Source organism: Vibrio iocasae, from assembly GCF_042245395.1.
Classification (GTDB): domain Bacteria; phylum Pseudomonadota; class Gammaproteobacteria; order Enterobacterales; family Vibrionaceae; genus Vibrio; species Vibrio iocasae.
Window position 1 is genome coordinate 1,131,268 of record NZ_CP145311.1, and the last position, 12,481, is coordinate 1,143,748.

The window sequence follows — 12,481 nt, forward strand, 5'->3', positions numbered from 1 at the left end:
GCTTGTTTGGAATTTGAGGCAGAGCACGCAAGAGAGTTTGCACGATAAATAAAGCAATCTTGGTAAGAAAGCGAACTCTGTACTTTCGAGCTATACAGCAAGCCATCAGATAAGTGGGCACTTGTGGCACTAACCAATACAGCGAGCAAAATTTTTCTAACGGGTACAGAGAATACCGTCGGTTCTTCACTCAGTGACAACCGACGTTCGCGTTACTCTGACTGTTGCACGGAATGCTTTATTGGGCATCAGATAAGATGCCCAATATAGACGCTTCCCTAATCTATGTAAAAAGCTAAACCTTAAACTGATTGATAAGTTTGCTCAGATTCTCGGACAATCGGTCAATATCGGTACTCAGCGAGTTAATTTCCACAATGGTGGCCGTATTGACGCGTGCAATCTCTCGAACCGATTCAATATTTTCACTGATGCTTTCTGCAACAGAACTTTGCTGGCCCGATGCGCTGGCTATTTGTGAGTTCATGTCAGAAATCACCAAAACTGAATCTTCAATCGCGCCTAATGCTTGACCTGTTGTACCGATTTGGTCAACGCTAGATAGGGTTTGCTCTTTACCACTGTTCATCGCCAGAACCGTCTCTTGTATACCATTTTGAAGTTTTTCAATAATGGTATGTATCTGAGCTATTGACTCCTGAGTTCTTTGTGCCAGATTGCGCACTTCATCAGCGACCACAGCAAAACCTCGCCCTTGTTCACCTGCTCGTGCTGCTTCAATAGCCGCATTTAGGGCTAGAAGATTGGTCTGGTCGGCCACTTCGCGAATAACATTGAGTATATCTCCAATATCATTAGAATCAGACTCCACGACAGCCAGTTTGTCCGCAGAGTTAATGACACTTTCTGCCAGAAGGTTGATGGTACGTACGGTCTCTTTTGCAAGACTATTCCCTTCGCTTGCCTTTTGTCTGGCTTCTTCCGCTGCTTGCTCTGCATTGAGTGTATTTTGAGCCACGTCTTTAACCGTCGCTGTCATTTCTGCCATAGCCGTCGCTACCGATTCTGTTTCTTGCTCTTGTGTCTGAATACTGTCCGAGGATTTTTCTGTCAGACGAATCATCTCTGATGAGGCTAGGTTGAGTTCTTTACCAGCTTGTGTGATGGTACCGACCATTTCCCGGAGTTTTAATGCGGTCAAACTGATTGCCCCCAATAAAGCCCCTATCTCATCTTTTCGAGTGTTGTCGAATTGGTCAAATGTTACCGATAAATCGCCATGGGAGAGCTTTTGGGCAGCCTCTATCGCTTCCAAAACAGGTTTGGTAATGGAGGTGGTTATCTTGTAGGCTAGGACACCACTGGTTACAACAGCCGCTATAGCGATGATAATGCTGAACTGGATACTTTGATCGGTCGCCGACTTAAGCTCAAGTTCTGTCGCCTTTTTGTTCTCGTTCGCACTTGATTGAATTCTCATGGCGTCTTTTTCGATCTCGGCTTCCGCCCCCTTCAACTGAACCTCGACCAACTCTTTACGTACAATTTCAACCTGTTGGATCATCTCCATTGCATCCAGATAAGCTTTATGTGAACCGTGGTACTGCATAAGCAACGTATGTAACGAGCTATCCGTTAATAGCGCTTCTAACTCCATTACCTCACGCTGTAGCGCCTGCATGTTTTCTAGTGCAATACCATAGTTCTCTTCACTGCTAGAATGTAGAAACTTCATCACGTAAAGGCGGGTAGAGAGAAGTTTTTCTTGTACATGAGAAGCGTGATAAGCTGACTTGACGTCACCGGCATCGTAGGTTTTTTTTGCTAGCAAGTTCATCGTACTAAGCATTTTCTCACCATTTGGCTCTAATGACTCGAGTAATATCTTACTTCGCTTTGTTGTCAACTGGACCACTTCTGAAAAGATGGCATCATAGTGAGAGAGTTGTTTTGAAATGTGCTCAAGCACCTGTGCATTGTTGGAATCAAAAGAAGAAAGGTGGCCCTTCAACGCCTGTTCCAGCTCAGAGATATGTTGGTTATAGTTCTGAAGCTCAGCATCGCTGTTTGATAACAAGTACGTCTGTGCTTTTTCTCTGACTTCAAATAACTTGTTTCGAATATGGTAACTGAACTCTAATGTGTTGCTCTGGCGACTGTAAGATTCAATCCCTGTATTCGCGTTACTCAAAGCAAAGATATTAATTAACATCACCATGGACAAAAACACCATCAGTATGGCAAAGCCCAGGCCTATTTTTTGACCGAGTTTTAAGTTATTCAACATATTCATTCATCCGAAGTACACTGCTTGACTGTGTTGGTTATATATTAATTCAATGGGTTAGCTAATGATCTACGTCATTCATCAAATCGGTTCTCATGACAAAGACAACAAGCCGGTCATAAGACTCGAGCTTGCTAATACGCGGGCAAGGTTTTTAAGTGAAATGGCAACAATTAGCTTTCCGTTTTCTCCATATTTCCCATCATGTTAGCACAACCATTCTCAGACATCATTTGGTGCATATCTGCCATCATGGCATGCATCTGTGTCATCATTTGTTGGTGGCTCTGCATGTTCTGCATCATCGTCCCCTGCGAGGAAGCGTTTGTATCGCTGGTCGCATTGTGGTGTTGATTGTGTGAGCGCTCTTCAAGATATTCATTGGCCTGCTCATTGGCAAATAGCGGAGCAGAAATAAAGCTGCCTAACAGTAGAGTGGTGAGTAGAGTTTTCATTTTTTGTTCCTTTACTTTTTTGAATAGTGCTTTTTAGTAAGGGTTATCAAGCGCCAAAGAAAATCATAACTCAGTATTATTTTCTTTGGCATTATAAGGTTCAGGCGTTAAACCGGCTGGTGTCACCAGATTTAGGCTCAATCATTTTTACTTCTATTTTCTCTTGCGCATTCTCTTGTGAGTTAGTTTGTTCTTGCTTACTGTCTGACATCATGAATTTCATCATCACGCCATGCATCACCAGGCACAATATCAAAGGAAGAAGCGCCGTTGCGAGTAGAGGGAAGCTAAACGTGCTCATCGTTGACGAGAGCGTCAGAAACGGGATGCCGACCATCAACAGAACACATAAAAGCATCATCAAACCATGGGCTTTATGGTGACCCTGCCCCGAATGGCAACTCTTTTTTTTGTGGTTAGTGTTCATCTCTTTCTCCAGTTCACATGTTTACTTAACTACGATAAATAGTAACCTGCGATACCTGTCAGCAACCCGATAGTAATGATGACAATTTAGTCATCTTCCGTTTATTTACCCCAAAACCACCAGATAATAAGTAAAATCGCTGTGATACCTATAAAATTGACCAACATACTGACCTCCTATTGGTTTGATTTTGGTTGACTGGGCGCATACAAACGTAAGCGATTGGCATTGGTGACAACAGTCACTGACGATAAAGACATGGCTGCCCCAGCAATGATTGGGCTAAGAAGCCAACCGGTAAAAGGAAATAATAATCCTGCGGCAACAGGGATCCCTAAGCTGTTATACAAAAAAGCGCCCCATAAGTTTTGTTTGATGTTTTTCATGGTCGCACTACTAATACCTATTACATCGGAAATCCCATGAAGGGAGCTTCGCATCAAGGTGATATCTGCACTTTCAATCGCCACATCGGTACCGCTGCCAATGGCAAAACCAACATCGGATTGAGCCAGCGCAGGAGCGTCATTGATACCGTCACCAACCATCCCAACAACTTTCCCTTTACTTTGAAGCGCTTTAATCCAACGAAGTTTGTCTTCGGGCATCAGTTCTGCGTAGAACTCATCGATGCCTGCAAGACTGGCTATCGCTCTTGCCGTAGTCTCATTATCTCCGGTTAGCATAACCACATGGATACCTTGCTCATGAAAACGCTGGATGGCACTTTGAGCATCCATACGTATTGGATCACTAATACCAAATAAGGCCTGCACTTTATTCTCTACCGCAAAGTAAACCACGGTATTGGCATCTTGCTCCCACTGAACCGCATCTTTGTCTACGCTTTGTGTTTTCAGACCATACTGTTGCATCAGCGTTTTATTACCCAACAACAACCTTTTCCCTTCGTACAGGGCTGTCACCCCCATACCGGTTAGAGATTGAAACTCGGAAACCTTGACCTCATTGTCAGGTGATGATTTGTGTGTCAGGGCATAATTGGACAGTGCCTGAGCTAACGGATGATTCGATCCTCTTTCCAAGGCTTCAACCAGTGATAGAATATCCTCACCTTCTGACAGAGTAAGAAAGTTGGTGACTTTAGGTTTGCCTTGAGTGATGGTGCCGGTTTTGTCCAATACAATCACATCGAGTTCACTTGCCCTTTGAAGGGCTTCACCATTTCGGATCAGTCCACCCACTTCAGCGGCCTTACCGACACCTATCATAGTTGAGATTGGCGTAGCCAAACCGAGTGCGCATGGACATGCAATAATAAGCACTGACGTAGCCGCGACCACCATATATACCAATGTAGGCTGAGGCCCAAAGTTGTACCAGGCCAAGGCGGTGACAATAGACAAAATCATCACTGTTGGTACAAAAACGGCAGACACTTTATCGGCTAAGTGACTGATTGGTGGTTTGGAGTTCTGCGCATTCGAGACCATATTGATAATTTGTGCCAGAACGGTATCACTACCTACGTTTTTGGCCTCAAAGACAAAGCTGCCTTGATCGTTGATAGTACCTGCAGATACCTTGCTGCCCAGTTGTTTTTCGACTGGGATGGGTTCACCGGTCAACATTGATTCATCTATGGTGGTTCGGCCCTCAATAAGTACCCCGTCAACCGGAATTTTTTCACCCGCTCTGACCCGAATTTTGTCCCCCACAATCACCTGTTCTATTGGTAAAGAAATCTCGATTCCATCTCGAATCACAGCGGCAGTTTTTACTCTCAGATCAAGAAGTCTTTTTATGGCCTGAGACGTTCTTCCTCTGGCTTTCAGTTCAAGCGCTTGACCTAAATTGATAAGACCTATGATCATCGCGGTAGCTTCAAAATAAAGGTGTCTGGCACTTTCCGGTAACCACTGAGGACCAATAACGACAACCATTGAATACAACCAAGCAGTACCTGTTCCCAGTGCAATAAGGGTGTCCATGTTGGCGTTTCGGTTCATAAACGCCTTCCAGGCACCCGTAAAAAAGTGTTTACCCGCTTGTAGCAATATTAAAAAAGTGAGTAGACCAATGCCCAACCAAACCATTTGTTCTGACGTCGTATTCACGTTCATAGGGCCTCCGAATAGGCCATAGCCCATCAATGGCACACCTAACCCAAGACCGACAATACTCTGCCTAATTTTTACCTGGTACTCCTTAGCTTCTCGTTCTGTTTTAGCATCATCTGCTGCCTCTTCATCTACAATTTCGCTGGCATCGTACCCAACTGCCTGAATCGCTTGAATAAGTGAGGAGGCAGTTTGAGACGACCGAACCAATGCGGTACGATTTGCAAAGTTAATATCAACGGAATCAATACCGGGTAGCGATGCGAGTGCGCCTTCAATCGTATTCACGCAACTGGCACACGTCACCCCGATCAATGCCAGATTAACCGTATTTAAATCGGGTACCAGGCTTTTTTGATTGTTGGCTTCATCAGATTCAGCAAAAACCTCTATCGGCTCTTTTGGATTCTTTACTTGGTGATACCCTAGTTTGCACAGAATATTTTCGATTTCCGAACCATCAAGATAACTCGTTGTGGCGAGCTTTTGAGTCTGAACATCAACGGATACGTTGGCATTCACATCTACCTCTTTAATGGCATTTACTATTTTTTGCACACAGCGTTGACATGAAACGTTGGCAACAGACGTTTCATATTGCTGAGTAGATAGCAACGATGCGGAGTATCCAATACTGGAGATGATGTTAATCACTTTTTCTGGTGTCAGTGTCGAGATCACGTCAGCTTTTAGTTTGCTGTCATTAACGACTAGAGAGACATCAGGATCACTTTCCCTTAAAGCGGAAACCATCTTTGCTACACATTTGCCACAATTGACACCTGATAACGCGAGAGAAAACGGTTGTGCATTCATGGTTACTTCTCCTTAGACTCAGTAAGTGGGTGTCTTTCAGACCAATCCTCAATCAGGCAACAGATGGCTTTTCCATTGGGAATCATATCTGGTTCGTTTGTCCATTCGGCGTAGGTTTCCTCCATGAGCTCAAGGTGTTTTTCATACTCTTGAATTTTTTGCTTGGTCTCAGAAATCTTATCGCTCAACATCTGCCTTACTTTGGGACAAGGTGTTTTTCCTTGTTGGGAGTATTCAATGATCTCCTCAATCTGGCTAAGACTAAAACCAATGTTTCGTGCATGGGTAATAAAACGCAATCTATCTACAGCGCTTTGTTGATAAACCTTATACCCATTGTTAGGATCTTTTTCCGCAGAAAGTAGTCCCTTTCGGGTATAAAAGCGGACCGTTTCAGCCGTAACCCCGACTGACCTGGCAATTTCAGTAGTTAACATCTCTAACTCTCCTGATGACACCGAAGTAATGTATCCAAGTAACTTATTCATTGACCAATATCTAGATCTAGCCAAATATGAAAGCGATTAAGAAGATAACGGCAAACATGATCAGCGTTACCTTTAGCAGTAGTTTGGGGTTGTTGCTTCCCCCGTTTGGCGCTTTGTTACAACAACTCATGGTGTGCTCCCTAGTGGTATTGGTGTTTAACTTAATCCTAAAACCTATGTGTAGCACACAGGTCAAGTTTTTTTTCGCATGAGCACACAAAAAGTGAAATAGGGGTGATGAGCAGACTGCTACTGCGGAAAGAGCGTCGTTTGAAGGGAGACATAAAAATAGAGCCATTTGTGCTTGGTGACAAATGGCTCTGAATTATCTATAGGTTTTGCTTGATGTTATCCAACTCCTCACGGGTGATCTCTCCTTTGGCATAACGTTTTTTCGCAATCTCCAACGGGGTTTCTCTTTGCACTAGTGAAGTACCCTTCGGAGAGAATAGTAACCAAAGCACAAACCCTATAATCACGATCCATAACAGCATCATAGACATGTGTCCTATACCAAAACCAAAGTCATAATATCCATGCATATTGACCTCACAAACTACTCAGAAGCCGGGACTTGTTCGTTGTTAAAGCGATTTCCCTGACACCCAAATCCCCCTTTCTGGTTTGCATAGTCTTCACCGTGCACCTGCTTCATCCACTCTCTCATGGCTTCTGGGTCGTCATGCATACTTTGCATCCAGGCTTGCATAGCCTCAGGGTCTCCTCTAAGCTCAAGCATAGCTTGATATTGAGGGCTGTCTGTATTCATCATTGCATGCATAAATCCAGGCCCGTTTTTTCCTCCACCCATATGTGCAAATACGCTTGCAGAAATAGCGAGAGCGGTGGTGGCGGCTAGTATTTTAGTGAATGTTTTCATGATTTATCCCTCGGTTGTCTTCTTCACCTTTATTACAGCAACTTTTACATTCGAATGTGTGTCGCAAATCTATTTGTTTCTGACAAATGATGGCAAAGCCTCAGATTGACACACTTTGTCACACATTCGCTAACAAACTGGTTATATTGAATAATGTATGGAGAACGTAGAGGACTCTTTATGGATCAGACCTATAAAGTATTGGTGGTTGATGACCACGCTGAGATTAGAGAACTACTAAAACGCTTTTTGACGCCTCATGGCTTTCATGTTGTCACAGCTGAAGGTGGTGAAAGCATGGAAAAAGCTATGCGTCAGCAGTCGTTTGATCTCATCATCCTCGATCTGATGTTACCCGGCAAAGATGGTGTGACTTTGTGCCGAGAAGTTCGCATGACATCAAATACCCCTATCATTATGCTGACCGCTCTGGGAGAAGAGATTGACCGAATTATTGGCCTTGAAGTTGGGGCGGATGATTATCTCGCTAAGCCCTTCAACCCAAGAGAGTTGCTCGCTCGCATTAAGTCTGTTTTGAGGCGGCATTTCGCTATTCCAGGTGTCAATGAGCAGACCTCAACTACTCACTCTAATTACACATTTGCTGGTTGGACGCTAAACACAACCACAAGAGAGTTACTTGATAGTCGTGGTGTTTTAATTTCTTTAACATCGACGGAATTTGAGTTGCTCGTGGCTTTTTTGACTCATCCTAATGTTGTGTTGTCTAGAGAGGGCTTGTTAAAACTGGTTCAGGGCAGAGGGGCCGATGTTTACGACAGAGCGATTGATACATTAATTAGCAGACTACGACGCAAAGTCGAGGAAAACCCCAAAGAGCCAAAACTCATCAAGACTATTTGGGGAGGTGGTTATCAGCTTAGTTGTGAGGTAAATCATGATTAAGTGGGTTCGCAGCCTTAGCCTGATACATCAAATTGGCGCTATTGTATTACTTGGCTTTATCACCAGCTTTTATCTCTCGCTTAATTTGCTCTCTTCTGAGAGTACAAGAACACTGAACCTGCTCTCTTCTTCGTCTGCTGTGCAAAGGGTGACGACAATGATTGAGCTATTAAGCCAAACACCCGAATCTCTTCATCCATCAGTATTAGAGGCAAGCAGTAGCTCAGATTTAGCGCTGTCCATAACAACGCAGCCTCATGTAAAAGCAACAGAAAACTTGTCAAAAGAAACCAATCAGCTCATCGCAAGCTTTAAAGCCAAGGGAATAGAAAACGTAAACCTATTGCTCGTTGAGAGAGCACGCCCCCTTGCGGATATGCATGACATGCACAATGCGATGATGTCGGGGATGTCTATGCAGGAACGTCGGGCGCTACGAATGAGATATCTCGCCACCGTTGATGGTTCAGTTCAACTGCCAAATGGTAAGTGGCTGAACTTCTCGTCAGGCATTCGAGAAGACGTCACTCACTGGTCCACTTCTGTTATTTTTGCTTTAAGCATGGTGATGTTAGTTACGATAACTCTGGCCATATTCATCATTTACCGCGCTCTCAAACCTATTCAAACATTGCGTGAAGCCGCGTCTGAGTTTGCTATTAGCCGTAAGGTCATTCCGGTTGAGGCCAAAGGTCCAAAAGACCTAGTCCCAACAATAGAAGCATTTAATAAGATGCAGATCGATATTTCTGAATTTATTCAAGAGCGTACACGACTGATTGCGGCTATCTCTCATGATTTGAGAACACCTTTAACCAGTCTAAGGCTTAGGTTGGAGTTTGCAGAGGAAAGTGAAGATAAAAGGCAAATGCTCAACTCAATTTCCACCATGGAAAAAATGTTAAAGGCCACCATGAGCTTTGCGAAAAACGACTGTGATATTGAAGAAAGGCAACAAACCAATATTGATAGCTTATTACAGACCATCGTGGACGAATACAGCGATAGGTCGGTAATAATTAAATATCGAGGCGCAGGCAGCTTAACGGAAAATGTTCCACCTATAACTATTCGAAGAATGATTGAAAACCTAGTGAACAATGCAATCCAGTATGGTGGTGATTCTTGCGAGATTTCATTAAGTGCAACCAAGCATCCAAACGATATCGAGTTCACTGTTTCCGATACAGGTGTCGGTATTGATAGCACCAAACTAGACGAAGTAATCAAACCCTTTACCCGTCTTGATTCTGCAAGAAGTACAGATAGCTCCAATGTTGGCTTAGGTCTTTCAATCACAAAAGCATTGGCCAACAATTATGGTGGTAATCTAATTTTACGCAGCAATAAACCTCATGGTTTGACGTGTTCATTTACGATTGCCATTTGTTAATGCATTTTCGGTTTTTAGTGGCTTGAAATATTGCTAGTTGGTTGAGTCATACATAAATCTCTGATAAGCGTACCCGCACTCTTTAGCTGCTGCATCCCCCCTTTAACTAACTATTGATTATACATTTTTTTGAACAATGCGTTCAAAAATGCCATAAGCATAGTGCAATTATTCTATAGGCTGAGAAATTGTCGTGAATGATATTCCCTTTACATATCTTTACGTTACCGGACGCATGGAAACGTATAATTATATTGAACGATGATAAAGGAGGAAGTTATGAAACGCTTAGTCGCACCGTTAATATTAAGTTGTTTAGCGGTCTCACTTTATGTTGATGCCGCAGGTCGAAACAATGGCCGAATGAGTATGGCGCAGCTCCCAACATTTGCTGAGATAGATGTTAATCAAGATGCAGTCCTGACACCGGAGGAGTTTGACGCATTTCAGAAAGCTCGCCAAGAGTCACGTAAATCTGAAGGACGTTTATTGAGAAACTCTAGTTACAGTGAAGGAATGTTCGAGCGCATCGATATCGATGATAACGGCTTCATTGAACAAGATGAATTCTTATCTCATCGTGGTAGATTGAAGGGTTCTAATATTTAAAACAGAGTATAGAGAGGCTGACAAGCCTCTCTTACTATAAACAGAAACAACTACATATTAATAGCAATTTTTGTTAAGGAGTGCAGCTCACGATATTCCTAAAAAGCGTTTCCACTTACGTACATTCATCCTACTTAAACGCATAAAGCTGTAGCCTAGTTGGGCTTTGTTGCTTAATTCGGTGAGAAGACATGGTAGCCCCATGTTGATCAGTTCTTAAACAACATACTGAGTTTCAGGCATACCAAGCCCTGTGAGCTTGTTCAGCGCTTTGATCATAGCGTAAGTTTCGCCAACCTGAGCATTGTAATTTCTTAAGCTTAATTTCCCACCTAGCAGCTGTTTTACTCGGTACATTGCGGTCTCTGATAGAGAGCGCTTATGATAGCCATACCGCTTTTTCCACTTCTTGTTGGAGCCGTAGAGCTTCTGGCAACCTACCGCTAAGTTACGTGGATGCCCTTGTTCCCAGAAGGCAGTTCCTTCTCTTGGCGGTATGAGCGGAACCGCTCGCTTTATCCGTATGGCATCATGGCAATTCCTTGTGTCATAAGCGCCATCACCTGATATCTCAATGATTTTACGACGTGTCTGCTTGAGTAAGTTGGGGAGCACTTCGGCATCGGTTACGTTAGATAAGCTCAGCTCTGCTGCGACTATTTCGTGGGTGCTTGTATCTACTGCGATATGCAGCTTACGCCAGACTCTGCGCTTCCCATCAGTTCCATGCTTCTTGACCTTCCATTCACCTTCGCCATAAACCTTGAGGCCAGTGGCATCAATTGCCAGGTGTTGTATCGCACCTCTGGTTTTGGTTTTAAATGAAACCTCAACTTCCTTAGTTCGGCGGCTTATACAGGTGTAGTGCGGGCAAACAAGCGGGATATTAGCCAGCTTAAATACTGAGTCTAGAAAACCTTGCAGCGCTCTCAATGGCATAGAGAAAACGCGTTTCACCATCAGTGCGGTAGTAATGGCTAAGTCGCTGAATCGGCGAGGCCTACCACGCTTGCCTTGTTTGTTTTGTTTCCACTCGGCTATCGCTTCCTCATCAATCCAAAAGGTCAGAGAACCACGGTTGATTAAGGCTTTATTGTACTGCTTCCAGTTAGTTGTTTTGTAACGAGGTTTAGGCATGAGGCTACGACGATTGATGGGTGTAGCCAGATCAGATCGTAGCTTCTTGATTTAGTTCCATCGATTTAAGCAACAAAGCCGATTAAGAGTTTTAATCTTCTTATCTTGTTCTTTAATCTTCTCATTGAGGTGATTGTAATGATCAAGTTGTTCTCGTCGCTCAAAAACAAGTAACGGAGGGACTGATTGCCCAGCGTCAGCAAGCTACTGGAACAGCCGTTTGATATTTGCATGATCGCGAGGAAAGCTGAAACCAAACTCAACATGAATTGAAGAAATTCGGTTCATCACAGCTGTTCTTTCCCTGATATAGCCAGTTCGAATTCGACGAATCACACATCCTAATTGCGCTTGCTCAGACTTAGGTGTTACAAACCTCATTTTAGGTCTTTCACTGCTTCGGCTATGGCGTCGGTGTCAATGAAGTCATTTTTGTGGCTTTTAACATAAGGCTCAACGTATCGAGGTGGAATTAGCTTTACCGTATGATCAAATTCTTGGCAACGTCTAGCTAGCGAGTTTGAACCACAACAAGCTTCCATTGCTATAGTTACAGGTTCATGTGCAGAGATAAATTGAAATAGTTAAGCCCTGGAGAACTTATGCTGATAAAGCTCTTTACCAGAATGGTCGTGACCGACTACGTGAAAAGTAGAGTTACCAAGATCGATACCGATTGTTTTGATAGCTGACATGATGGCACCTCCCGAAGTTCAGCGAATATGCTGAGTGTAGTGAAGTGTAGGTTCGGGGCGTACCATCTAATTAACGTGTTAAGACAGTGGATAATCAACTGTTCTAATCAATAGTGGATGACCAAGTGTAATCAAGATAATCACTATGATACTTTAATATTCGGTTGTACGGTGATTCGAACTTGGTAGTAGCCATTCGGATGAATCGTTATTTCTGAAAATCATGCAAACTTTTCAATTATTTTGTGTATTTTTGTAAAGGCAAATTGTAGTTATTTGAGGGTGATATGACTAATTAAGGGTTACCTTTACGTTTTGGGTGCGTTTTGTAAACCCGTATCGATAA

The 12,481-nt window shown here is 43.3% G+C and carries 11 protein-coding genes and 1 pseudogene; 3 read left to right on the forward strand and 9 right to left on the reverse strand.

Annotated elements, in window-relative coordinates; all coding sequences use genetic code 11:
• Positions 1–295 precede the first annotated feature (295 nt).
• The 7 genes from SNR28_RS14915 to SNR28_RS14945 all read right to left on the reverse strand — a co-directional run bounded on the left by SNR28_RS14915 (position 296) and on the right by SNR28_RS14945 (position 7,395).
• A complete protein-coding gene (locus SNR28_RS14915; protein ID WP_375753456.1) occupies positions 296–2,248 on the reverse strand; it encodes a methyl-accepting chemotaxis protein in 1,953 nt (650 codons plus the stop codon).
• 173 nt (positions 2,249–2,421) lie between these two features.
• Positions 2,422–2,703, reverse strand: coding sequence for a hypothetical protein (locus tag SNR28_RS14920; RefSeq protein WP_375753457.1), 282 nt, complete (start codon positions 2,701–2,703; stop codon positions 2,422–2,424).
• Between the two features lie 100 nt (positions 2,704–2,803).
• Positions 2,804–3,130: a hypothetical protein gene (locus SNR28_RS14925; RefSeq protein ID WP_375753459.1), complete on the reverse strand. Its 327-nt coding sequence runs from the start codon at positions 3,128–3,130 to the stop codon at positions 2,804–2,806.
• Positions 3,131–3,306: 176 nt separating this feature from the next.
• Positions 3,307–6,027, reverse strand: a complete 2,721-nt coding sequence (locus SNR28_RS14930; protein ID WP_375753460.1) for a copper-translocating P-type ATPase — start codon at positions 6,025–6,027, stop codon at positions 3,307–3,309.
• 2 nt (positions 6,028–6,029) lie between these two features.
• A complete protein-coding gene (locus SNR28_RS14935) occupies positions 6,030–6,515 on the reverse strand; it encodes a MerR family transcriptional regulator (RefSeq protein WP_375753461.1) in 486 nt (161 codons plus the stop codon).
• Positions 6,516–6,844: 329 nt separating this feature from the next.
• Positions 6,845–7,057: an SHOCT domain-containing protein gene (locus SNR28_RS14940; protein WP_375753463.1), complete on the reverse strand. Its 213-nt coding sequence runs from the start codon at positions 7,055–7,057 to the stop codon at positions 6,845–6,847.
• Between the two features lie 14 nt (positions 7,058–7,071).
• Positions 7,072–7,395, reverse strand: a complete 324-nt coding sequence (locus SNR28_RS14945) for a hypothetical protein (protein ID WP_375753465.1) — start codon at positions 7,393–7,395, stop codon at positions 7,072–7,074.
• 180 nt (positions 7,396–7,575) lie between these two features.
• On the opposite strand from SNR28_RS14945, the gene SNR28_RS14950 reads away from it, so the two are divergent.
• The 3 genes from SNR28_RS14950 (at position 7,576) to SNR28_RS14960 (ending at position 10,303) form a co-directional block, all read left to right on the forward strand.
• Positions 7,576–8,301, forward strand: a complete 726-nt coding sequence (locus tag SNR28_RS14950; RefSeq protein ID WP_375753466.1) for a response regulator — start codon at positions 7,576–7,578, stop codon at positions 8,299–8,301.
• A complete protein-coding gene (locus tag SNR28_RS14955; RefSeq protein WP_375753468.1) occupies positions 8,294–9,694 on the forward strand; it encodes a sensor histidine kinase in 1,401 nt (466 codons plus the stop codon). Before SNR28_RS14950 ends, SNR28_RS14955 begins: the two co-directional genes overlap by 8 nt.
• A 279-nt stretch (positions 9,695–9,973) precedes the next feature.
• Positions 9,974–10,303: a hypothetical protein gene (locus tag SNR28_RS14960; RefSeq protein WP_375753469.1), complete on the forward strand. Its 330-nt coding sequence runs from the start codon at positions 9,974–9,976 to the stop codon at positions 10,301–10,303.
• Positions 10,304–10,519: 216 nt separating this feature from the next.
• Here the strand turns inward: SNR28_RS14960 and SNR28_RS14965 are convergent, their stop codons facing one another.
• Both SNR28_RS14965 and SNR28_RS14970 read right to left on the reverse strand, forming a co-directional pair.
• The gene (locus SNR28_RS14965; protein WP_375753470.1) at positions 10,520–11,440 is read right to left on the reverse strand and encodes an IS5 family transposase; all 921 of its coding nucleotides are present in this window, start codon (positions 11,438–11,440) and stop codon (positions 10,520–10,522) included.
• A gap of 81 nt (positions 11,441–11,521) precedes the next feature.
• Positions 11,522–12,135, reverse strand: a pseudogene (locus SNR28_RS14970) (IS110 family transposase); the annotation flags it as partial.
• Positions 12,136–12,481: the final 346 nt, after the last annotated feature.